Genomic DNA, 24,957 nt, shown 5'->3' on the forward strand with positions numbered 1-24,957 from the left:
AATTCATTGAGATAAATTATTATGACTAAAAAAACTGTTGTTGTAGCCATAGGTGGAAATGCACTGTTACGTCGTGGCGAGCCATTAGAAGCAGAGATTCAACGTAAAAATATCGCAACGGCTGCTCAGGCAATTGCTGAAATAGCCAAAGAATATAATGTTGTACTAGTACATGGTAACGGCCCACAAGTTGGTTTACTGGCACTACAAGGGTTGGAATATAAAGCTGTAAACCCTTATCCGCTTGATGTTTTAGGCTCTGAAACTCAAGGTATGATTGGCTACATTTTAATGCAGGAACTTAAAAATATACTGCCTGAACAGAATGTATCTTGCTTACTGACGCAGATGAGTGTTGATCCCAATGATCCTGCGTTTGCAGATCCGACGAAACCGATTGGTCCAGTTTATGCGGAAAAAGAAGCGCGTGAATTAGCAGAAAAACATAACTGGATTATCAAACCAGATGGTGAATATTTCCGCCGCGTAGTACCGAGCCCACAGCCGACTGGCATTATTGAAAATGACGCAATTGCAGCCTTAATCCAACAGCAGCATTTAGTCATCTGTACTGGCGGCGGCGGCATTCCAGTAAGACATGAAAATGGCAAATTAGTCGGTGTAGAAGCCGTTATTGATAAAGATATGTCAGCAGCTTATCTCGCCAGACAACTCCAAGCAGACGCGTTGCTGATTCTAACGGATGCTGATGCTGTCTTTATTGATTGGGGCAAACCAACCCAAACAGCGTTGCGTTCAACAACACCGGCTGAACTCGCACAATATAGCTTTGATGCGGGCTCTATGGGACCAAAAATTGAGGCCTCTTGTGAGTTCATTAAGCAAGGTGGCAAGTTTGTCGGAATTGGTGCTTTAGATGCGGGCTTACGCATCTTGAAAGGCGAAGCTGGTACCAACATAACGGCAGATTAATTCGTTTCAACATATCAAGAGTATTCGCGGCTACATAGCCTACGCAGTAGCCGCCAACCTAATTATAAAAAGGATAACATTATGTCTTTCAATCTACGTAACCGTAACTTCTTAAAATTACTTGATTTCACACCTCGCGAAATCCAGCACATGCTTGAATTATCTGCAGAATTAAAAAAAGCAAAATATAACGGTTATGAACAACCGCGCTTAACAGGCAAAAACATTGCGCTTATTTTCGAAAAAAGCTCCACTCGTACACGTTGTGCTTTCGAAGTAGCCGCACACGATCAAGGCGCTCAAGTAACTTATCTCGGTCCTTCAGGTTCACAAATCGGCCATAAAGAATCAATGAAAGATACAGCCCGTGTGTTAGGCCGCATGTACGACGGTATTGAATATCGTGGTTTTGGTCAAGAAATCGTTGAAGAACTTGGTGCTCACGCTGGCGTACCGGTATGGAATGGCTTAACAACTGAATTCCATCCTACACAAATTCTAGCTGATTTTTTAACAATGCAAGAACACGCTCAAGGCAAACAGTTACATGAAGTTGCTTTCGCTTATCTGGGTGATGCGCAAAATAACATGGGTAACTCATTATTAGTGGGCGCAGCTAAAATGGGTATGGATATTCGTCTTGTGGCACCAGAAGCATTCTGGCCTAATGCGGAACTTGTCGCGCAATGCCGTGAAATAGCAGCAGAAACAGGCGCTAAAATCACCTTAACTGAAGATGTACAAGAAGGCGTCCAAGGTTGTGATTTCCTTTATACCGATGTTTGGGTATCGATGGGTGAATCAAAAGATGCTTGGGATGAACGCGTAAAAATAATGACACCTTATCAAATTAACATGGACATGATCAAACAAACGGGCAACCCAGATGTTAAGTTTATGCATTGCTTACCAGCCTTCCACAATGATGAAACAACTGTCGGAGCCGAAGTAGCTGAGAAATATAATATGAAGGGACTTGAAGTTACTGAAGAAGTTTTTGAATCAAAACATTCTATTGTTTTTGATGAAGCTGAAAACCGCATGCATACCATTAAGGCCATTATGGTTGCGACCTTAGGTCAATAACACTCAATAATTAACACTTGAAAATCCAAGTATGCATGTAAGTTCATGCATACTTTTAGCCTTGATTATCGTACTTATTTTTAATGATCAATTGGCATGATGCAGTGAATATTTTAGGAAGCAAAAAATGACCTTATCGTTCAGCAAGATTTATCTCTCGAATCAACATCAATCACGATTGGTTTCATTATCCAATTGCTAAAAAAAGTCTTCTATTCTAAGAGGACTTTTTTTTACCTGTTTTTCACAAAAATAGGTGATTACATTTATAACTGTATCGAAATAAGGCAGGAGATAGCATGAATAATACTTTGTTTAGAAAGCATATAATTTCCATTCCAGAGTTCAGTAGATATGACCTGGAACTCATTGTGGATACTGCTAGAAAGCTCAAAGCAGACCCCAGCCCAACACTACTGAAAAATAAAGTTATCGCGAGTTGCTTTTTCGAACCATCAACGCGAACACGTTTATCATTTGAAACCGCCGTACAAAGGTTAGGTGGTACCATTATTGGTTTTGACAATGCTGGTAATACTTCATTAGCGAGGAAAGGCGAAACATTATCTGACTCAGTACAAGTCATCGCCTCCTATGTGGATGCCTTTATTATGCGTCATCCACAAGAGGGTGCAGCGCGTTTGGCGTCAGAATTTTCGAATGGCGTACCGGTCATTAATGGTGGTGACGGTTCTAATCAGCATCCGACACAAACCTTACTCGATTTATTCAGTATTTATGAGACACAGGGTTCCCTCGATAATCTAAATATAGCCTTTGTTGGTGATCTCAAATACGGTAGAACCGTACACTCACTCACCCAAGCTCTGGCTAAATTTAATAACACAAAATTCTTCTTTATTTCACCCGATATCTTAGCAATGCCTGATTATATACTGCAAGAATTACGCGATGCAGGTATCGAATACAGTTTACACAGTGATATTGAAAATGTGGTAGAGGAACTTGATGTGCTGTATATGACTCGGGTTCAAAAAGAGCGCTTTGACGAATCAGAATATGCGCACATGAAAGCAGCATTCATTCTGACTGCCGATATGCTAAAAAATGCGCGAGATAACCTTAAAGTGCTACATCCTTTACCACGTATTGATGAGATCACTGTCGAGGTAGACAAAACCAAACATGCTTACTACTTTCAGCAAGCTGAAAATGGTGTTTATGCGCGCGAAGCGCTACTTGCTCTTGTCCTTAATGAACAGTTTTAATTAGGAGAAAACCAGATGATTACAAAAAACCAATTGCAAGTTGAAGCAATTAAAAATGGTTCTGTTATTGACCATATCCCTGCAACTTTAGGGATAAAAATATTAAAACTATTCAACCTAGAAGCTTCAAATCAAAGGGTTACCATAGGTCTAAATTTGCCATCATCAGCACTTGGTCATAAAGATTTAATTAAAATAGAAAATGTATTTCTCAATGAAGATCAAGCCAACCAGTTAGCATTGTATGCTCCCCATGCGACAGTAAACCAAATCGAAAACTATGAGGTTTCAAAAAAATTGAAACTAGCTTTACCTCATGAAATCACAGCTGTGTTTGCTTGTCCAAATAGTAATTGTATTACTCATAATGAACCCGTAGATAGCCACTTTGCTGTTGTGGCAAGTCATGAGACCGTACAATTAAAATGTAAGTATTGTGAGAAAGTATTCTCACGTAAAATCATGACTGAATGTAACTAAAAACATTTCGATGATAATCCTGTAAAAGAAGACATTTACGGGATTATTTGCTCACCAAATACTATATATCCCACATAATACTAATAACTTAATAGACTTAACCTAAAAAAGAATATCTAATTATAGGTACCAGATAAGTCCATCGAGGTATGAATGAATAACACTGAACAATCTACCACCTGTCATTGCGACATAACCGATGCATGTATAAATCTTCTAAAAATAGAGCGATTTCATACTCAGGATGATATTCGTCAACGGCTAATTAAGCTTGGCTATCATCATATTAATCAATCTACAGTATCGAGAATGTTATCGCGTTTGAATGTAATCAAAGTAACTGACGCTTACGGTAAAAAAATATACCGCTTACCATGTGAAGATAAATCGCGACATATCGATGTGTCTGTATCAACCAAGATTGAATTTATCACACATAACCAGTCCGTTGTCGTCATAAAAACGCCTCCCGGTTGTGCTCAACTCATTGCTCGTGTACTTGATCTGAGCCCACACCCCGAAATATTAGGGGCGGTAGCAGGTAATGATATGGTTATGGTTGCGCCTAAAAGCATCAATCGAATCGAAGACTGTGAGCACGTTGTTAGACTACTCCTTGGGCAACCAAATACTGAATCAATAAACTAACTATCTTTATTGATTCATGTGATTAATCTAATAGCTCTTTCTAAAAATAATATTTAGACTAATAATTTAGCTGAACGGATTTACGCTATGTTTAATCTATTGACTTCGACTCTGGCTTCACAAACCCGCTTATGGGCAGGTACCAAAGCGGCAAAAACCACGATTAATGATCAAGATCCGTTAATCATGTATGACAACGAAGCCGACCCACTTTGTCGCTTAGTACGTGAAGCAATTTCCGAATTGAATCTGGATGTGCTTATTATTCCTTGCCCAAAAGGCGGAGTGCGTCACAAGCAACAACTGCAAGAAATGTACAGTACAGATAAAATTCCATTCTTAATTGATAAAAACACTCAGACCATCTTAAATTCAGCGTCTGAGATCATCAGTTATTTATACAAGCATTATGGTAATTGCAGTGCACCTATTCGTTTACGCGCGAATATTTTTAATTACGCCACTTCCACTAGCGCATCGCTAATCCGCTGGAATGCCGGCAAAACCAAAAAACCAGCATTAGAGCCAACCGACCCACTGGTATTATACAGTTTTGAAAGTAGCCCTTATTCACGCCCTGTTCGTGAGACGTTATGTGAATTAGAACTGCCATATTTATTGGTGAATTTAGGTAAGCAGCAATTTGGTGAGCTCGGCCCTGCAACAAGACGCTTAAGTCCAGGTGAATATAGCCCATTGCCAGAAACCAAGCGCAGCGCATTTTTGGCTGAGCACGGCACAGTACAAGTCCCATTCTTAAAAGATCCTAATACCGATGTGGATATGTTTGAGTCAAAAGCAATAGTGAAATATCTCATTACGACTTACGCAATCTAGGTTAATGTAGTCCAATTATTAGCATGTATAACAATTGATATACATGCTAACAACAGCTCAAACATAGATAACACCCCCCACTTTAAATCCAAGATTACACACGCCATTACCAATGGTAAATGCCGTTTTAAAGCACATCTTCAAGTTAAGTGCAGACATGCTGATTTTCTGAATAGGTGAATAGGTGAATAGGTGAATAGGTGAATAGGTGAATAGCTAGTCATCTATAAATTTCCACATACTGTGAAGGATAAGTACTATATTTTCCTGTTAATTGACTAATTTAAGGCTTTATCCCGCCCCCCTGTCAAATAGCCTCTCGCGTAAAAATATGATCCAGTTAGCAAATCATTAAAAACAAAAATGTACTACTTTATGTATATATACGCAGTTAACCTGCATAATATTTAGCAATTTAAGTTATTAACCTAACAATAACAAATTTGTACAATATCAAATTTAATAGAATCAATAATTTAAATAACAATGCCGTATTTATACTGCTATAAGGCCATAATAAAAACATTAGCACGCATAATAAAACACTTCAAAATCAATTAGATACAAATTACCAAATAATTCACTTTGTGATTAAGTTCAAAGATTGTTCATCCCTATTACGTATACTCGAGCCAACAACATCGAACTATAATCATATCAAATAGGATAAATATCATATGAATAACGTCATCATAAAAGCGTCAAGAAACACAGAAACTGCACCTCAAAATACAGCATCAACACAAACTGTCGCTTTTTCTCATTACAATAATATTTCAGCGCAATTACCAGTAGATCCTAACACGGGTGAAATTGTAGTGGGTAATATAAAAGATCAGGTAAAGCAGTGCTTAACGAATATTAAAGCGATTATAGAAAGTACTGACCATGTGATGGACGATGTAATTAAACTCACTATCTTCCTGAAGAATATCTCAGATATGGACGCTGTAGACGAAGTTTATGCGTCATTCTTTCAAAGCTACCTTCCAACACGGACAACAGTAGCAATAGCAGCTTTACCTTTGAATGACGCTTTAGTACAAATTGAAGCCCTGATTTCCAACGGTGAAGGTACAGCGCCACAAGCTCCCTGCGCACTTATAAAACTGGCAAGAAATACAGAAAATGCGCCAATAAGTACAACCTCGACACAAACTGTAGCTTTTTCTCATTACAACAATATTTCATCGCAATTACCTATCGATGCAAAAACAGGTGTATTGGTAGCAGGTGGTGTAAAAGAGCAGGCTGCACAGTGTTTAAACAACATCAAAGCCATTTTAGAAAGTATCAATCATGATATGAGCGATATAGTTAAAACCACTATATTCCTTAAAAACATCGCAGATGTTGAAGTTGTAAACGACGTTTGTGCCACGTTTTTTCCAAACTATGTTCCTGCACGAACAGTAGTTAATGCAGCAGCTTTACCGATGGATGCTTTAGTACAAATTGATACATCGATATCACACGGAGATGGTACCCCGCCACAACTTCCTGAAGACACTCGCTTTCTAGTTATAGAAGCAAGCAACACAGAAAATGCACCAACAATGCCATGTTCACACACAGTCGCGTTTTCTCATTACAACCATATTGCAGGTCAATTACCTTTAGATCCAAAAACCAATGCAATGGTATCTGGAGATGTGAAAGCACAGGCTACGCAATGCTTAAACAACATTAAAGCAATTCTAGAAAGTGTTGACCACGTTATGGATGATGTCGTTAAAGTTAATATCCAACTTACAAATATTGAAGACATTGATGCTGTAGATGAAATTTACACAGCATTCTTTAACAGCGATCTTCCTGCAAGAACCATAGTTGGCGTTTCAGCTATCCCGATGGATGCATTGGTGCAAATTGATGCCGTTGTTTCTAACGCTGAAAGTACACCGCCACAAGCTTAACAGGCATTTAATTGCCGCTGAATAATAATGCAATTACGATAAATTGAATGCTGCTTACAAAGAGAGAGTCAGTCTCTATTATTGGCTTGAGGTGAGAGTCTGGAAAGGATTCTAGATTCACCGTCTATCTCAAGATTAATGTTTCCATCAAGCCTATCCAATGAATATCAACTACTCTGCAGTTTGAAACCAAACCTCACTTTAAGCTTTTTCAATGTAAAGTATCTTTGTAATCAACCGAAATTTAAAATAAAAAATACGTTAATTATGTATGACAACGAAGCCCGCCCAATGTGTAGCTTAGTACGTGAAGCGATTTCAGAATTGAATTTAGATGTGCTTATTATTCCTTGTCCAAAAGGTGGAGAGCGTCATAAGCAACAGCTACGAGAAATGTATAGCACAGATAAATTCCGTTCCTGAACGATAAAAATACCCAGACCATCTTAAATTCAACGTCAAAGATCATCGACTATTTATACAAACATTACGCCAATAGCAGTGCGCCGATCCGATTACGCGCTAATATTTTTAATTATGTCACTTCAACCAGTGCCTCACTGAACCGTTGGAACGCGGGTAAAACCAAAAAACCGGCATTAGAACCAACTGATCCATTAGTATTATATAGCTTTGAAAGTAGCCCTTATTCTCGCCCTGTCCGGGAGACGTTATGTTAATTAGAGCTGCCGTATTTGTTGATCAATTTAGGTAAACAACAATTTGGCGAACTCGGCCCGGCTACCCAGCGTCTCAATCCAGGTGAATACACGCAGTTACCAGAAACCAAACGTAGTACATTTTTCCGAAAACGGCACAGTGCAAGTGTCGTTCTTGAAAGATCCAAACACGATGTTGATATGTTTGAGTCAAAAGCGATCGTGAAGTATTTAATTACGACGTTTGCACTTTAGATTATCTAAATTAAACTAACATTAATAAGTCAGGTACAACGATTTACCTGACTATCACCAAGCAAATACCCTTCAATAAAGTATGTCACAAACAATAATTCGTTAGACTTAAATTTTCGTTTTTTAGAACATTTCATGACTCGCTTCATAATCACCAACTACAATTTTTTGACACTAAATTAAGCTATTTTGTCGTAGCTAAAATAAAGATGATAATTGACTCTAATCGTGTTGCCCATCATGTTGATTTTATTATATTTATGTACACAAGATGTTTTTTAGAGCCTCGTCACAGAAAATCAGGCTCCATTCGAGCATCATCCTTCGTCTCTTAGTCATAAATGAACACATTCGAGCATTATCTTCATGATATTGTCCATAAATGAGTGTTTTACCATTTAAAATGGTTCTTTAAAATCATAATTACGTTGAACATAGAGGTTATAAACATTTGGTATTTTCAAGCCCAAAGAGCACATAGTATCTTTACCTAAGAAGCAAAGAGAGTTCAGTAATAAGCTCTTTGGACTATTGAAAATTCGGCAACGGCATAAAGACTTCGCTTTATTTAGTCCACAAATGAAAGGCTAAACATTGTGGCCTTTTATACATAAATTATATTCAGGAATTAACAAGTACTGCTCTTGCTGAACCGAATTATTTTCAGTTTGATCAGCCTAAAACAACAAGGGATAACAAATGAAAAAACAGCTTATTACTGCCGCCATATTGGTCGGTATGGCAGGCTCTGTGTTCGCAGCTAATGATAAAATTGTAATTGCCCACCGTGGTGCCAGTGGTTATCTTCCGGAGCATACGCTTGAAGCGTATTCAGCGGCATATTTTATGGGGGCAGACTACATTGAACAAGATGTGGTGATGACCAAAGATAACAAATTGGTCATATTGCATGATCATACACTGGATCGTACCACAGATGTTATGGCTAAGTTCCCAAGTCGTTACCGTGTGGTTGATGGCGATAAACGCTGGTTTGCCATTGATTTTACCTTAGCTGAAATTAAAACATTGCGTGTCACAGAAGGCTTTAAAATCCCTGATAATTCTGAAAAAAATCAGATTAAAGATCTGACTCAGGCTGGTTTCCCTCAGCGCTTCCCGCTGTGGAAATCAAATTTTGAAATAGCCACATTTGCAGAAGCCATTGAGCTGATCCAAGGGCTAAACAAATCAACTCAGCGTAATGTTGGTATTTACCCTGAAATCAAAGCCCCTTGGCTACACCGCAGTGAAGGCAAAGACATTTCGAAAGCCGTATTGACGATGCTAAAAGCATATGGTTATGATTCAATTGATGATCAAGTGTATGTACAGTGTTTCGATCCTATTGAAAACAAGCGTATTGCGAACGTTCTTATGCCAGAGTTGAAAATTGACCTGAAAGTTATTCAGCTGATGGCAGAGACAAGCTGGAATGAAACCATGGTTCAGAATAAGCAGGGGAAATTTGAACCGTATAACTATGACTGGATGTTTAAGCCAGGGGCAATGGCCGAGGTTGCAAAGTATGCAGATGGTATCGGACCTTGGAAGCCTATGCTGGTTGATGATAAATCAACCTATGACAATATTATTGTTAAACCATTAATGAAAGAAGCTAAAATAGCCGGTTTAGAAGTACACCCGTACACATTCCGTGCAGATAATGGTCGGACGCCTGCTTATGCAAAAGACTTTGATGATATGTTGGATGTATTCTATAACAAAGTCGGTGTTGACGGGGTGTTTACTGACTTTACAGATAAAGCAGTGAAATTTCTCAATAAGCAATAATTTAAACTGTATTTACAAACGTAGCCAAGATTACCAAATGTAATACTACACTGTAAATTAAATAAAAAAGCCCGGTAAACATCATCATGTTTACCGGGCTTAGCAACTTACACCATGATGATCACATCAGGTATTAGCCAACAATTTTTTGCATGTCTGACATGTAACCACGTAATTTCTTACCGATAACTTCAACAGGGTGATTACGAATTTCGTCGTTAACTTCGATTAAACGCGCATTATCAACGCCGTTTGATTCAGCAGCGAATGCAGAACCCATTAATTCAGCAGGTAGCGCATTTACGTAGTCACGTAATTGTGGTCCAGCTTCATGAGAAAATAGGTAACAACCGTATTCAGCGGTATCAGAGATAACAACGTTCATTTCGTATAAACGCTTACGGGCAATAGTATTAGCGATTAACGGAGTTTCGTGCAATGACTCATAGTATGCAGACTCATCAACAATACCTGATGCAACCATGCTTTCAAAAGCAAGTTCAACACCGGCTTTAATCATCGCAACGAATAAGGTACCGTTGTCGAAGAACTCTTGCTCATCAATCACGATATCTGATTCAGGATAATTTTCGAATGCAGTTTCGCCAGTCTCTTTACGCCATTTAAGCAGGTTAACGTCATCGTTTGACCAATCAACCATCATCGTTGATGAGAAGTGACCCGTGATGATGTCATCCATGTGTTTTTCGAATAATGGGCGAAGCGTAGTTTTCATTTCTTCAGCCATGTCGAATGCTTTAAGTTTCGCAGGGTTAGATAGACGATCCATCATGTTAGTGATGCCGCCATACTTAAGTGCTTCAGTGATGGTTTCCCAACCGAACTGAATTAATTTACCTGCGTATGCTGGTGATTTACCATCAGCAACCATTTTGTCAAATGCAAGGATAGCACCGGTTTGTAACATACCACATAGGATAGTTTGCTCACCCATCAGGTCAGATTTAACTTCCGCAACAAACGAAGACTCAAGTACACCAGCGCGATCGCCACCCGTGGCAGATGCGTATGCTTTAGCAATGGCAAGGCCATCGCCTTTTGGATCATTTTCAGGGTGAACCGCGATCAGTGTTGGAACACCAAAACCACGTTTATATTCTTCACGTACTTCCGAACCAGGACACTTAGGTGCAACCATAACCACGGTAATGTCATCACGCACTTGCATGCCTTCTTCTACGATATTGAAACCGTGAGAATAAGACAGTGTTGAACCTTGCTTCATGAGTGGCATGATCGTTTCAACCACATTTGAATGCTGCTTATCTGGCGTAAGGTTTAGTACTAGGTCTGCTTGTGGGATCAAATTCTCATAAGTATCAACAGTGAAACCATTTTCTGATGCGTTTAGAAATGACTGACGTTTTTCTGAGATCGCCGCAGCACGTAATGCATAAGAAATGTTAAGGCCGGAGTCACGCATGTTTAGGCCTTGGTTTAGACCTTGTGCACCACAACCTACAATAACAATTGACCAGTCTTTAATGAAGTTACAACCGTCAGCAAACTCACTGCGATCCATAAAACGACATTTACCAAGTTGCTCTAACTGCTGGCGTAAGTTTAAAGTGTTAAAATAGTTAGCCATGTTGCTCTCCATGAGAATTTTGTAATTTAAATGTGCCATCACCAATCCAGTGATGCGCTATGTATTCACTATATGCTAAGTTACACATTGCTGGAAATGATATATTTACAATACAGTGTTGCATTATATGCAACGTGACCATTTATCCAGTACAATTTAGAAATAAGTCAGAATTTAAAGCAGAAAAATAGTGTTCTAATACCCAATACTTCGAAATAAAACATAAAAAGCAGCTTATTGGCCTGAATTGGACTCGGTTAATATTTCACAATTATGAATAACAGCAGTAATAACCGTAACAATAACAACAGATAAACTATACCGTAAGGAAAATGGCAATATGGATATTCGTTCACTACAACTTTTTTTACATTTGGCCATGACATTACACTTTGGTAAAACCGCCGACGCTATGCATGTCAGTACCTCGACACTCACTCGCACCATGCAGCGGTTAGAAGAAGCCGTTGGCAGCCAAATATTCGCCCGCGATAATCGTTCTGTGGCCCTCACCGAAAGTGGAAAACGCTTGCGCAGCTTCGCCCAACAAACCCTCGAAAATTGGACACAGCTTAAAGCAGACCTAAACAGCCACAGTGGCGAGCTTGATGGTGAACTTACTATTTTCTGTTCAGTGACCGCCGCCTATAGTCATTTACCACCGATATTAGATAAATTCCGTTTGCTACACCCAAATGTTGAACTAAAACTGATTACTGGTGATGCCGCGATGGGCATGCAACTCGTTGATGAAGAAAAAATTGATATTGCCATTGCTGCACATCCAGACAAAATATCCAATCGCTTAAAGTTTGTCGAAATTGCCAAAGTACCATTATCAATTATTACGCCGGTGATCTCTTGCCAAGTCCAGCAACAGATCATGCAGGTGCCGATTGATTGGAACTCGGTACCGTTTATTTTGCCTGAACATGGTCCCGCCCGTAAGCGTATTGATAAATGGTTTAAGCAGATGAAAATTAAACCCCGTATTTATGCCACGGTGGCCGGACACGAAGCGATTGTGAGTATGGTGGCGTTAGGATTGGGGGTTGGGATTGCGCCCGCGGTCGTGGTGGATAACAGCCCGGTTCGCGATCGGGTATTAACCTTTGAGAACAGCAATAAAATAGACCCTTTCGATCTGGGGTTATGTTGTCAGCGTAAACGCTTTGACGAACCGTCGATTGCGGCTTTTTTTACCATGATCAAGCACTGATTCATTATTTGGAGCTAAATTAAATATGAGTAAACTAAGTCAAATATGATTAAAACTAGCGCCCTAATTCCGTTATAATCGCCTACACGACTTCCCCTCATCATGATCACTATGGAGTTTTTAATGGGATTCAAAAAAATATGCCTGGCAATGCTTGCCACGCTAAGCTTAAGTCAACCAGCCGTTGCGAATGAAGTAGCCGCGCAATTTTCAACGGTTGGCCTTAATGCCCCAGCCAGCCAACAAGTTAATGGTTTCCGTTTCTCCCTGTTCCACGGTCAAACAGAAACAGTACAAGGCTTTGACATGGCGGTACTGGGTTTATCTGAAGTGGATAAACTCGAGGGTATAAGTTTCAATTTATTACTCGGTGCCAGCAAGGTAAATAATGAATTCTCTGGGGCATCATTTAGTTTACTCAATTGGCATTTAGGCCATGATACTGGTTTCAACATGGCATTAGTGAATAATACTACCCATGTAAAAGGCGTTAATTTCGCCATGGTTAATTTATCCAAGACAGTCGCAGGCGCAAACATCGGCTTGGTTAACTACAGTGAAAAACTATCATTGGTTGATTTTGGGGTGATGAATTACGCAAAAACAGCGAAATTTCAATTTGGACTGTTTAATATCACCGAAAATTTACAAGGTTTACAGATCGGGTTATTAAATTATGCTGAAAATGGGGTGGTTAAAATATTACCCCTGATCAATTTTAAGCATTCATTTTAGATCGATTAATCGATAATTAAAATGCTAGACTAACATCAAGCAAAATTAACATCCTAGTTAAAGACCAGTTAAACTCACTCGTATAGGTGCCGTATGATCAAACCACAAAAGTTAGAAGAAATCGCCAAGCAAATACATGAATCATTACCATCTGGCGTTAAATCGTTAGGTGCAGAAGTAGAAAGAAAGATCCATCAAGTATTGCAATCGCAACTGAACAAACTTGATCTGGTTAACCGTGAAGAATTTGAAGTACAAACAAAAGTGCTATTACGTACGCGTGAAAAATTAGCGGCGTTAGAAGCACGTTTAACAGAACTAGAAAAATAGTTCACTGACCTGATACTGTTAACCACGACAGCCGTTGGCGATGACAGTATCAGGCTCGTTTTTAGATGTGAGAGCCTTCCCCACCACTCCCTTACTTATCTATTTATCTATTTTCAGCAGTAACACATCGACCCAGTTGATCTCGTGCTTACGAACACGTTCATTGGCGATATAATGCAATACTTGCCCTGCGTGAAGTTGGGTATCCATGCTTGGATTTAATTTAAAACCAGATCCTTGTTCATTATCCGCAACCGCCATTAAAGTCATACTGTATTTTTCTCGCAGCGGCTGAAATACGTCACCCACGGTCATTGCTGGTACATTCTCTAATGTTAAGCAATATAACGTCGCTTCATCCAAAGTTGAAAACAGTTGTTCATGCAAAATACTGGCACCTGGTGATTGCATGGTGCGCACTAATATTTCAGCATGACGTGAACTGGCACATTCGACATTAGGGCAATGTGCACGCAATAATTCAGCTTTGCTTTCGTCATGAAAATAAGCACTGATATGCGCCTGTTTCGATGCATTTGAAGACGCACTTAATGCCATTGATAGCGTCATTTCATCATTCTCGCCATCAACAATAATCGAACTCGCTTGCGCCATGGCAATACGCGTTAACTCAACTTGATGGGTAAATGATTCCAGTTTAGCAAATTCGACATCCAGCATTTGTGGGAACGGATGACTCATATCACGCTCAACACACAAAATTATCTTGCGTTTATGACGCTTTTTATCAGCCAATATCAATTCTAAAATACGTTTAGTGCGCTGCGCACGCCAACCTAAAATTAAAATATGATCGCTATAAGTACTAAAATCTTTTTTTCCGTCCATACCTTTCCTTGCAATAGCAACGATGGCTTGCGTTGTTTTACCAATCGCCGCACCAAAAATTAACAACCCAAACGGGATCTGAACTAGCGCAACAACCAATTGCCCATTGGCCGTACTTGGCGAAAGATCGCCAAAGCCAACCGTACTGATCACCACCACAGTATAATAAAAGAAGGTCAGCGGCTCGGTTAACGCAGTTTCATTACTCAGCCATAATAATCCCCAAACAACGGCCAAGTAACTACAAAAGATCAAAAATAAATTAGTCCAACGTAGCTCTGCAGTGAGCTTACGTAAGGCTAAACTAATGAGTCGGGATATATACATATTAACCTAATGCTTATGATTGACTAACTGTTGGCGAATAAGTTCAGCCGTTTGCAACGGTTGCTCTAACGGGAACAAATGTCCACCGTCCACTTCAACCAGTTTAATGTGTGGCTGCTTACGCAATAATCTGGCGACGGCTTCTGTCGATAACGTATCGGAGTCACGTCCTCTGATCACCACGGTATCTGTGGTTAAATGTTTAATGCTCGACCAGACCCAAGGTACGGTCTGATAAATAGTGGCTTCCCACTCACGGCTATAACTCAGTTTAAAACCATCATCGGTTTGGTACAAACCTTCGGCCATGTAATCTGCTAATACGCTGTCAGAAATGCCTTTAAATCCACGTACTTTACGATGAAAATCGAAACCTTGCTGAATATTAACGAAGGTATCGGGACGTCTTAATGTTTTTTCCACTAACGGCAGTTTTTTACGTAGAAAATCGGGCAGATTACGCATAACCCAAATCAGGTGAGGAGCCAGAATCACCGGGTCGAGCAGGATAAGTTGTTTTACTTTGTCAGGTTCACGTACCGCACAAATGATACTAATCAAGCCGCCCATCGAATGACCGACTAAGGTAATGGGTTCTGGCTGCGCAGCAATAAAACGACAAGCGTCATCAATCATTAATCGCCAATTATCAAAATCATCGGGAACCGGCAATGGCCAAAGTGGACGCTGATAAACAGCGCTGACTTTATACGTGTCAGTCAGGGGTTGGAGCATTTGTTGATACATAGCGGGCGGAAAACCATTGGCATGAAAAAACACCACATGTTCACCGTCACCACCAATATGCTTAGCGGGTAATCCTGCCGCGACAGCGCCCTGCGCTGATAATTGTGCTGCTATCCATTGCTTCATAATCTACCTATTTGATGCTTGCACGAGTTACAATATCACACCGATATCATAACTCGATATTAACCTAAGTTATTCAGGTACTAACCATTCCAGACGGAAGTTCGCGTGGTTATCCTGGCCTAACTCTTTGGTTAACCAAGGTAATAACTCTTCCATTTGCGAGTATAGTTTCCACGGTGGATTAATCACCACCATCCCAGTTCCGGTCATGCCACGTTCTGCACTATCGCCTGTAACACAGAGCTCGATAACTAAAATCTTCTTAATACCGGTGCCCACAAAGTCACGCATAAGCCGATCAATCGTGCGACGTTCAATCACCGGATACCAAAGTGCATAAGTACCCGTTGCAAAACGGCGGTAAGTCTGTGCGATCTCTTGCACTACCTGACGGTACTCGGTTTTGATTTCATAAGATGGATCAAGCAGTACTAAACCACGTTTATTACGTCCAGGTAACAAGGCTTTCAGCCCTTCGTAAGCATCTTGCTTGTACACCCGCGCTTGACGATCACCAGCAAACTCTTGCTCTAATAATTTGACATCTGCAGGGTGTAATTCCGTCATTTGCATACGATCTTGTTCACGTAGCAGTAAACGCGCAACTAATGGTGAGCCCGGATAATGCTTCAAGGTAGACGTGCTATTTAACTGCTTAATCACATTTAAATAAGGGATCAGTGGCGCAGGAACTTCACCTTGTTGCCAAATACGGGCGATACCATCAACGTATTCAGCTGTTTTTTCTGAATGTGCACTCGATAAGCTATAACGACCCGCTGCAGAATGGGTATCGTGATAAATAAAAGGCGACTCCTTTTGTTTTAACGCTTCTAAGATCAGTACTTCAACAGCGTGTTTAAGTACATCTGCAAAGTTGCCAGCATGAAAACTGTGGCGGTAGCTCAGCATAATATTTTCCAATATAAAAAGATAAATTAATACGGTAAAGAGTATCACTATTTGCTTAAAACTAGGTTATTTATTCTATATTTCAAGTCCGCAATAGTATGCTTTATTCATACTTTCGTTAACTTTGCAGTTGTTATAGTGATGACTAAAATCAGGCGTTGCGCTATTTGTTGATTAATTTACCCCAAGGAGATGACGATGCAGCGAACCTTAATACTCATATTTTCATGCTTAATATCGGCCTGTAGTCTTAACCCCCTGACGCTATTCAACGTATCGTCGCCTGCCTTTAATAAAAATCCATTATTAACCACCAATCCCCAGCACTATCTGAATTGGGATCGCGCCTTAACAGCATCGGTCTTATTAACTAAAGATTATCCTTTTAGCCGACACATGGATGCTTACACAGCGCTTTACCATCCCGATATATTAAAGCTTTATCAAGATGACGCCGCATTACTGGCATTGAAAAAAATTAAATTACGGCGCAGCTGGATAAGCAACAATGAACAACAACGCAATCAAGCATTGCTGCTGCAGACCAACGTGAGTCTCGGGGCTTATGATAATCAACGCCAGGCATTTCCAATACAAATCTTAAAATTGGTTAATGAGCAACAAACTTACCAGTATCAATTCACTAAAAAGTCACCTATTAACAGCAGCTTCCCCGAGAGTTTCTATCTCTATATAAGTAACATAACCCAACTTAAGCAATTAAAATTAGCCCCCGATCTGGCGCGGTTATTAACCATTAATAATATTCAGCAAGGGCATATGAATAGTCTACCCGTCGATATCGAAGTCCGCATCAATCAAATTGCTGGCGCACAGGGACAGGGGTTAGGGGCAATAATGACCCGGGTAATTTTTTATAGTGATGAAAATAGAGAGGTACCACTGAGAATTGATTCATTCTCAGTGGCGAATATAGCGAATTTTAGTCAATAACACTTACTAAATAGCTCTTTATAAATAGTACTGGCTAGTGAGCAAGAAAGAATTTATAGGCCGGGTTATCGGTTTCTTCTTTATACTGATAACCTAATTTAACCAGATACGCTGAAAAGGCTTTCATCTCACCGTCAGGTAATTCAAATCCTGTTAATACCCGACCATAAGCTGCGCCATGATTTCGGTAATGGAATAAGGTAATGTTCCAATTCATACCTAGGGTTAATAAGAATTTTTGTAATGCCCCTGGATGCTCAGGAAATTCAAAACTAAACAAGCGTTCTTGCAACGCTTCCGCAGGACGACCGCCAACCATATAACGCACATGCTGTTTGGCCATTTCATCTTCGGATAAATCTACCACTGGATACTCTGCATCTTGCAATAGCTTGATCACAGTAGCGAGTTCTGTGGTGCCTTGCGGTGTACGCAGACCCACAAAGATATTCGCCGCGGCACGATTAGAATAACGGTAGTTAAATTCTGTCACCGCACGGTTGCCGATTAACTCGCAGAATTTTAAAAATGCGCCAGGGCGTTCCGGAATAGTTACCGCGAGCACCGCCTCCTTCTTCTCACCATATTCACTGCGCTCTGATACATAACGTAAGGAGTGGAAGTTAACATTGGCACCGCTTAAGATCGCGGTCATGTTCTGATCACGTAAACTATTCAATTCGGTATATTTCTTTAACCCTGCTAGCGCTAATGCGCCCGATGGTTCGGCGATGGCACGGGTATCTTCAAAAATATCTTTTAACGCCGCACAAATTTCATCGCTGCTCACCGTAATCACATCATCTAAAAATTCATTACACAAACGGAAGGTTTCGACACCGATGCGTTTTACCGCCACGCCATCGGCAAAAATACCCACGCGATCAAGTGTCACCGGTTCACCGGCATCGAGCGCCGCACGTAAACAGGCAGAGTCTCGCGGCTCAACACCAATCACTTTAATCGACGGTTTTAATTGTTTGATATACACAGAAATACCAGCGGCAAGGCCACCACCGCCCACCGGCACAAAGATATAATCTAAATGGGCATTCTGCTCGAGTAATTCACGCGCGATAGTACCTTGACCCGCGATCACATCCGGATCATCAAACGGCGGGATCAGTGTCAAACCGTCTTCGATGGCGAGTTTTTTAGCGTGATGTGACGCTTCATCAAAACTGTCTCCATGCAGACAAACTTCCGCACCAAAGCCACGCACAGCGCTCACTTTAATTTCAGGCGTAATAACAGGCATGACAATAATCGCTTTAATGCCCAACTTCTTCGCTGACATAGCGACGCCTTGGGCATGATTCCCCGCAGAGGCAGCAATGACACCGCGTAATTTTTGTTCTTCAGATAATTGCACCAACTTATTAAATGCACCGCGTAATTTAAACGAGTGCACGGGTTGGCGATCTTCACGTTTCAGTAAAATACTATTGCCCAAACGTTCAGATAATTTAGTTAATGGTTGTAACGGGGTGACCACAGCAGCTTCATAGACTGGTGATAATAAGATCTTACACAAATAATCATTTGCTGTAAGTAGCGATTGGGGTTGTTGGGGTTCGTTATCTGTCACTCGATCATCCATTGAATTATAACTGACAAGTTAACGGTTTGGCATGCCATCGTTAACGCTATGATTTAGTTATAGCAACAATCGAAACAGATAAAAAGGTTTAACTCAGGATAACTTTTAGCAGTAAATAAAAAAGGGAGCATTAAGCTCCCTTTTGACTATTTATATTAATTGATTAAGCTGTTTTAGCTACTGCATTTGTTTCTTCAGATGCATGTGCTATTTCAAGGTTAAGTTCACCTTCACTCTTAGCAACAATCGTGTTTACTGCTGTATCACCGATTACGTTAGCAGAAGTACAGAACATATCGTTAATACGGTCAACCGCAGCGATAATTGCTAGTGCTTCAACGGGTAGACCAAGTTGTGTTAGTAACACACCGATCATCACGATACCGCCACCTGGTACACCACCTGCGCCAACAGATAGTAGTAGGATAGTTAGACCCATAGTGAACATATCAGTAACTTGCAGTGGAGTGCCGTATGCGTTGGCAGCAAATACTGTCGCAATTGAGATGTAGATAGATACACCAGACATGTTCATTGTTGCGCCTAGTGGCACACCAAAGCCAGCAACTGTTTTCGAAACACCAATCTTATCCGTAAGGGTACGCATAGTTACCGGGATAGTTGCGTTTGAGCTTGCTGTAGATAGTGAAAATAGGAACTGTTCACGAACTTGGCGACGGAATGTAGCTGGACGGATACCCGTTGTTGCCCATACTGCTAGTGGGTATACAATTAGGATCCATACTAGAAGTAATGAAACAACCAGACCCACATAACCCGCTACTGAAGCCAGTGTAGCGCCGTCTAATGTCGCACCTAATTGAATCATTAGGGCAAATACACCGATTGGCGCAAAGCTCATGATTAGGCTAACTAGCTTCATCATCACGTCATTCGCGATTTGGAATGCATTAACAACTGGGCCACCTTTAGTATCTAGCGCTTGAATTGCTAGACCAGTGATGATTGCCATGAAGATGATTTGTAACATGTCACCAGAAGCAAATGCTTGCACAGGGTTGCTTGGTACGATGTTTACAATCATTTGACCGATATCAGGTGTTTCTGTTGATGCCAGGTGTACTGCAGTTCCGCCTAGTTCAGCCAGGTTAGCGCCAACACCAGGTTGTACGATCATTGCCACAACAAGTGCAACTGTGATTGCGATTGCTGTATTAGCTAGATAAAGGAAGAACGTTTTGCCACCTAGGCGACCAAAACTTTTGATGTCTTTCAGTTCACATACACCACATACAATAGAGATGAATACTAGCGGAACAACCATTAATTTGATTAGTGATACAAACATAGTACCGACTGCTGTAGCAGTACCGACGAAATAAGTATCAAGGAACGATCCTGCACCAAAGCCGTACTGAACGATTGTACCCAGTAACAAGCCCACAAATAGGGATATAAATATTTTCGAACTTAGTGATTTATCCATAACAAACTCAGCCTTTCAATTATCATAGTAGTGTGTGTTTTTTTACTTATATATTTTTTTTATATTTTTACAATTCTTTGCACTGCAAGATTTGATGGGTGGAGAGTATTACAACTCTATTAGCTATGGGAAGCAGTTCAATCATCTAGTGCTAGGAAAATTGAGGTCGGTCACATATCCAAGCATTTTTTATGCTTTTACGACTATGTAACATCTATATAATCATCAATAAAAGCCACTTTAAATTAAGAAACAGCAATTTTACTGGGATAAAACCGCCAAAAACCCTTATATACTCAAAAGTAGGCAGTATATCGACAATGGGGTAAATAGAAAAAACTAGCGTTTATTAACAAAGGTAGTGATTTATAGCGTAAATTTAACCTAAGTTACCCTTGCGGACTAACAGAGTAAAAAATAGCAGAGTATTGATGAGAATAAAAAGTAAAGAAGGCACTCAGAAAGGCTCTGAGCACCCGAAATGTAAACTAGGTAATTATTCTGCTACAGGAGTTTTTATTGGTTCTTCTGCCGTTACAGTGTCATTTTCAATAACATCCACAGGCTTGTTAGGCTCAACTTTTGTTGAATCACTATTTTTCGCTTCAACAAAAGTTGAATCGGGAGTCAGATTAATGGTCTCTGGTAACTCAATAGTATCTTCGACAATAATCTCAGTCACCACAGGTTGTGGCGCAGCACACAGCGCATAGTCCGCATTCTTGTTATTACGCCAAAATTTACGGTTATGGCGGATCATCGCGCGGATCTCTGCAATGTACGCCTCTTTTCTTTCCGAGTAATTAATTAACCCAGCCGCGAGTGCGCAGGCATTAATGACATCGCCGTTTTTACGTAACTCAGAACGGATTTCACGTAACGGTAAATAACTTTGGTTTCTATTGATATTACGGAAATACGAACGCACCGACGCTTCTATCGAATCAAAGCTGGCAACTTCGTGCGCAGCGCCTTGCTCGCGTTGGTTTGGCACTATGCCGCAACCTTTGCTAAAGCACCATTGGCCAAAAAAGTTATGTCCAAGTTTCGCAAAGCGTGATGTGCCCCAACCCGTCTCATTCGCTGACTGACTAAATACCAGCTCTTCTGGGATCACATCAACGTGTAACAACAACACACTAACCAAGGCCTGGTCATTATCAGCCGTGACTTTATACATACTGGCCATATCTTGCAGTTGCGTTTGCTCTTGTGGGGTTAATGTTGTTTTAGCCTGCCATTGAGTTAGCAGTGCACGCTCAGCTAATACTTCAGCAGTCACGGTATCAAATGCGGGTTGTAGATAATTAAAGAATGCAGTTTTTTTGGCATTCACATCACTGATAGCAGCAAAGTCTGGCACAGCTGATTTTTCGACGTCAACAGAGTCATCAGATTGGAGGAAGGTAGAAAGTCCGAACAGACCCAGTCCAGCAATAAGGACGAAAGCGGTTATTTTCTTTTGCATATAAAAAAGCACCATTAATAAATAATGGTGCTAATTTAACACGTTATTGCAATAAGCTAGATTATAAAATCATGCTCTTTGGTGCAACAAACGGTAAGTTATGTGCTTCAGCAACATCTTGAACAGTTACTTGGCCAGCAATTACATTTAGGCCGTTTAGTAGATGCTCATCTTGTACTAATGCTTCTTTCCAACCTAGGTTAGCAAGCTTGATGATGTACGGTAGTGTTGCATTGTTTAATGCGAACGTAGATGTTTTCGCAACAGCACCAGGCATGTTAGCAACACAGTAGTGAACAACGTCATCAATGATGTAAGTTGGGTCTTGGTGTGTTGTCGCGTGTGAAGTTTCGAAACAACCACCTTGGTCAATCGCAACGTCAACAACAGCAGCACCAGGCTTCATGCGTGAAATTAGGTCTTTAGTTACTAGTTTCGGCGCTGCTGCACCAGGAACTAATACCGCACCAATCACTAGATCAGCTTCTAATACATATTTTTCAATTGCATCGTGTGTAGAATAAACCACTTTCAAACGACCATCGAATTGGTTGTCTAGGTTAGCTAGTACAGAAAGGTTACGGTCTAACATAGTTACGCTAGCGCCCATACCAACAGCCATTTTCGCTGCATTCATACCAACAACACCGCCGCCGATAACAACAACGTTTGCAGGAGCAACACCCGGTACGCCACCCATAAGAAGACCACAACCACCTTGTGATTTTTCTAATGCTTGTGCGCCAGCTTGAATTGCCATACGGCCAGCAACAGCAGACATAGGCGCAAGTAGTGGTAAACCACCGTTTGCATCAGTTACTGTTTCATAAGCGATACAAATTGCATTACTCTTGATTAGGTCTTCTGTTTGCGCTAAATCAGGTGCAAGGTGTAAATAAGTGAATAACACTTGGCCATCACGTAACATTGCACGTTCAACAGGTTGTGGCTCTTTTACTTTCACAATCATGTCTGCAGTTGCGAAAATTTCTGCCGCAGTTGTTAAGATTTTTGCGCCAACAGTTTCATAATCACTGTCGCTAAAACCAATACCAGCACCAGCAAATGTTTCAACATAAACTGTATGGCCATGTGTAATAAGCTCTCGTGCACTTGCAGGAGTCATACCTACGCGATACTCATGGTTTTTAATTTCTTTAGGTACGCCGATAATCATATGCTGTTTACTCCAATTTCTGGTTTATTTGACTGGCTGACGAATTTTAAGAATTTGATTTTAATCAAGTAAGGAAGCGAAAGGTACTCGTAGAATTGCAGGATTAATCACTAAAGATCGCTCTAATTTTAAGAAAAGTTTATATAACATTTGTTAAATCGATGTTGAACAGAACATAATTTTTTCTGTGAGCAAGATCTCGCCCAAAAAAAGGGCTCTGTTGTAATCATAGTCGATTACAGCCGAGCCCTTGATATAGATCATGGCGAATTGTTAGATAATACTAACGAGGTAGGTTAGATCAGGTTTCTATCGCGTACCGCACCTTTATCTGCACTTGTCGCAAAATAACCGTAAATACGTAATGCTTGTGTTACTTTCCGTTCACGTTTCTCAACCGGTTTCCAGGCTAATTCCCCGCGGCTTTCCATTTCAGTACGGCGCGCAGCCAATACATCATCAGCAACAACCAAATTCATTGAACGCTCAGGAATATTAATATCAATAATATCGCCATCTTCAACCAGACCGATCAAGCCACCACTTGCAGCTTCTGGTGATGCATGGCCAATAGACAGACCCGAGGTACCACCCGAGAAACGACCATCAGTAATAAGCGCACACGCTTTACCCAGTCCCATCGATTTCAGATAACTGGTTGGGTATAACATTTCTTGCATACCTGGACCACCTTTCGGTCCTTCATAACGAATAACGACCACGTCACCGGCTTTAATTTCGCTGGCTAAAATAGCACTTACCGCAGAATCTTGGCTTTCAAATACCCGTGCGGTACCACGGAACAACAAATTATCATCCGCGACACCCGCCGTTTTAACGACCGCGCCATCGATGGCAATGTTACCGGTTAATATCGCCAAACCACCTTCTTGACTGTAGGCATTTTCGATTGAACGGATACAACCGTTAACACGATCATCATCGAGTGAATCCCAACGGCAATCTTGGCTAAAGGCTTTCGTGGTACGGATACCAGCCGGACCTGCCGAATACATTTTCTTCACCGCGTCAGATTGGGTAGTGATAATATCAAATTTCGCTAACTGCTCAGCCATGGTCATGCCCATTACGGTCATATTGTCAGTATGCAATAAACCGGCACGGTTCAACTCACCCAAGATAGCCATCACACCACCGGCGCGATGCACATCTTCCATATGATAGAGCGGCGTTGACGGCGCCACTTTACATAACTGCGGCACTTTACGTGATAATGCATCCATATCGTCCAGGGTATAATCAACCTCGCCCTCAATGGCAGCGGCGATTAAATGCAATACTGTATTGGTTGAACCACCCATGGCGATATCTAACGTCATGGCATTTTCAAAGGCATCACGATTAGCAATATTACGCGGTAATACCGATTCATCATCTTGCTGATAATAACGTTTACACAGGTCAACAATACGACGACCGGCATTTAAGAACAATTCTTCACGATCAGCATGGGTAGCAACTAATGAACCATTACCTGGTTGCGATAACCCTAATGCTTCTGTTAAACAGTTCATTGAGTTGGCAGTAAACATACCCGAACATGAACCACACGTTGGACACGCGCTGCGTTCTACTTTTTCAACATCTTCGTCTGACACA

At 40.7% G+C, this 24,957-nt stretch carries 21 protein-coding genes; 12 read left to right on the forward strand and 9 right to left on the reverse strand.

Features of this window, described 5'->3' with window-relative positions:
* Positions 1–21: 21 nt before the first annotated feature.
* The 8 genes from arcC (at position 22) to glpQ (ending at position 9,837) form a co-directional block, all read left to right on the forward strand.
* Positions 22–933 carry a carbamate kinase gene (gene arcC / locus PE36_RS13950; RefSeq protein WP_006032681.1) on the forward strand — a complete coding sequence of 304 codons (912 nt, stop codon included), beginning with the start codon at positions 22–24 and terminating at the stop codon, positions 931–933.
* Between the two features lie 81 nt (positions 934–1,014).
* Positions 1,015–2,019 carry an ornithine carbamoyltransferase gene (gene argF, locus PE36_RS13955; protein ID WP_006032682.1) on the forward strand — a complete coding sequence of 335 codons (1,005 nt, stop codon included), beginning with the start codon at positions 1,015–1,017 and terminating at the stop codon, positions 2,017–2,019.
* Positions 2,020–2,318: 299 nt separating this feature from the next.
* On the forward strand, positions 2,319–3,248 hold the full coding sequence (gene pyrB, locus PE36_RS13960; RefSeq protein ID WP_006032683.1) for an aspartate carbamoyltransferase: 930 nt from the start codon (positions 2,319–2,321) through the stop codon (positions 3,246–3,248).
* Between the two features lie 15 nt (positions 3,249–3,263).
* Positions 3,264–3,728 carry an aspartate carbamoyltransferase regulatory subunit gene (pyrI, locus tag PE36_RS13965; protein WP_006032684.1) on the forward strand — a complete coding sequence of 155 codons (465 nt, stop codon included), beginning with the start codon at positions 3,264–3,266 and terminating at the stop codon, positions 3,726–3,728.
* A 153-nt stretch (positions 3,729–3,881) separates the two neighbouring features.
* Complete coding sequence (locus PE36_RS13970; RefSeq protein WP_043994542.1) at positions 3,882–4,376, forward strand: arginine repressor; 495 nt, start codon at positions 3,882–3,884, stop codon at positions 4,374–4,376.
* Positions 4,377–4,463: 87 nt separating this feature from the next.
* A complete protein-coding gene (locus tag PE36_RS13975; RefSeq protein WP_006032686.1) occupies positions 4,464–5,213 on the forward strand; it encodes a glutathione S-transferase N-terminal domain-containing protein in 750 nt (249 codons plus the stop codon).
* Positions 5,214–5,890: 677 nt separating this feature from the next.
* Positions 5,891–7,129, forward strand: coding sequence for a RidA family protein (locus PE36_RS13980; protein WP_006032687.1), 1,239 nt, complete (start codon positions 5,891–5,893; stop codon positions 7,127–7,129).
* Positions 7,130–8,742: 1,613 nt separating this feature from the next.
* Complete coding sequence (gene glpQ, locus PE36_RS13990) at positions 8,743–9,837, forward strand: glycerophosphodiester phosphodiesterase (RefSeq protein WP_006032690.1); 1,095 nt, start codon at positions 8,743–8,745, stop codon at positions 9,835–9,837.
* 133 nt (positions 9,838–9,970) lie between these two features.
* Here the strand turns inward: glpQ and ilvC are convergent, their stop codons facing one another.
* Positions 9,971–11,446, reverse strand: a complete 1,476-nt coding sequence (ilvC, locus tag PE36_RS13995; RefSeq protein ID WP_006032691.1) for a ketol-acid reductoisomerase — start codon at positions 11,444–11,446, stop codon at positions 9,971–9,973.
* 340 nt (positions 11,447–11,786) lie between these two features.
* On the opposite strand from ilvC, the gene ilvY reads away from it, so the two are divergent.
* From ilvY to PE36_RS14010, 3 genes are all read left to right on the forward strand, one after another.
* Positions 11,787–12,665: an HTH-type transcriptional activator IlvY gene (ilvY, locus tag PE36_RS14000; RefSeq protein ID WP_006032692.1), complete on the forward strand. Its 879-nt coding sequence runs from the start codon at positions 11,787–11,789 to the stop codon at positions 12,663–12,665.
* Positions 12,666–12,788: 123 nt separating this feature from the next.
* A complete protein-coding gene (locus PE36_RS14005; RefSeq protein ID WP_043994543.1) occupies positions 12,789–13,400 on the forward strand; it encodes an LA_2272 family surface repeat-containing protein in 612 nt (203 codons plus the stop codon).
* Between the two features lie 93 nt (positions 13,401–13,493).
* Positions 13,494–13,730 carry an accessory factor UbiK family protein gene (locus PE36_RS14010; protein ID WP_006032694.1) on the forward strand — a complete coding sequence of 79 codons (237 nt, stop codon included), beginning with the start codon at positions 13,494–13,496 and terminating at the stop codon, positions 13,728–13,730.
* A gap of 99 nt (positions 13,731–13,829) precedes the next feature.
* On the opposite strand, the gene PE36_RS14015 is transcribed toward PE36_RS14010, so the two are convergent.
* From PE36_RS14015 to PE36_RS14025, 3 genes are all read right to left on the reverse strand, one after another.
* Positions 13,830–14,906 carry a potassium channel family protein gene (locus tag PE36_RS14015; protein WP_006032695.1) on the reverse strand — a complete coding sequence of 359 codons (1,077 nt, stop codon included), beginning with the start codon at positions 14,904–14,906 and terminating at the stop codon, positions 13,830–13,832.
* Between the two features lie 6 nt (positions 14,907–14,912).
* A complete protein-coding gene (locus PE36_RS14020; RefSeq protein WP_006032696.1) occupies positions 14,913–15,779 on the reverse strand; it encodes an alpha/beta fold hydrolase in 867 nt (288 codons plus the stop codon).
* A gap of 69 nt (positions 15,780–15,848) precedes the next feature.
* The gene (locus PE36_RS14025) at positions 15,849–16,691 is read right to left on the reverse strand and encodes a 23S rRNA (adenine(2030)-N(6))-methyltransferase RlmJ (protein WP_006032697.1); all 843 of its coding nucleotides are present in this window, start codon (positions 16,689–16,691) and stop codon (positions 15,849–15,851) included.
* A 198-nt stretch (positions 16,692–16,889) separates the two neighbouring features.
* Between PE36_RS14025 and PE36_RS14030 the strand changes: the two genes are divergently transcribed.
* The gene (locus PE36_RS14030) at positions 16,890–17,645 is read left to right on the forward strand and encodes a DUF4852 domain-containing protein (protein WP_157517792.1); all 756 of its coding nucleotides are present in this window, start codon (positions 16,890–16,892) and stop codon (positions 17,643–17,645) included.
* Positions 17,646–17,679: 34 nt separating this feature from the next.
* On the opposite strand, the gene ilvA is transcribed toward PE36_RS14030, so the two are convergent.
* The 5 genes from ilvA to ilvD form a co-directional block, all read right to left on the reverse strand.
* Positions 17,680–19,245 carry a threonine ammonia-lyase, biosynthetic gene (gene ilvA, locus PE36_RS14035; RefSeq protein ID WP_006032699.1) on the reverse strand — a complete coding sequence of 522 codons (1,566 nt, stop codon included), beginning with the start codon at positions 19,243–19,245 and terminating at the stop codon, positions 17,680–17,682.
* Positions 19,246–19,408: 163 nt separating this feature from the next.
* The gene (locus PE36_RS14040) at positions 19,409–20,692 is read right to left on the reverse strand and encodes a dicarboxylate/amino acid:cation symporter (protein ID WP_006032700.1); all 1,284 of its coding nucleotides are present in this window, start codon (positions 20,690–20,692) and stop codon (positions 19,409–19,411) included.
* Positions 20,693–21,188: 496 nt separating this feature from the next.
* Positions 21,189–22,160, reverse strand: a complete 972-nt coding sequence (locus tag PE36_RS14045) for a glucosaminidase domain-containing protein (protein ID WP_043994544.1) — start codon at positions 22,158–22,160, stop codon at positions 21,189–21,191.
* 61 nt (positions 22,161–22,221) lie between these two features.
* Positions 22,222–23,337 (reverse strand): alanine dehydrogenase, encoded by a 1,116-nt coding sequence (gene ald / locus PE36_RS14050; RefSeq protein WP_006032702.1) that lies wholly within the window; start codon positions 23,335–23,337, stop codon positions 22,222–22,224.
* 296 nt (positions 23,338–23,633) lie between these two features.
* A partial coding sequence (ilvD, locus tag PE36_RS14055) for a dihydroxy-acid dehydratase (RefSeq protein WP_006032703.1) occupies positions 23,634–24,957 on the reverse strand: 1,324 nt, incomplete at its 5' end.

The organism is Moritella sp. PE36, assembly GCF_000170855.1.
GTDB lineage: Bacteria > Pseudomonadota > Gammaproteobacteria > Enterobacterales > Moritellaceae > Moritella.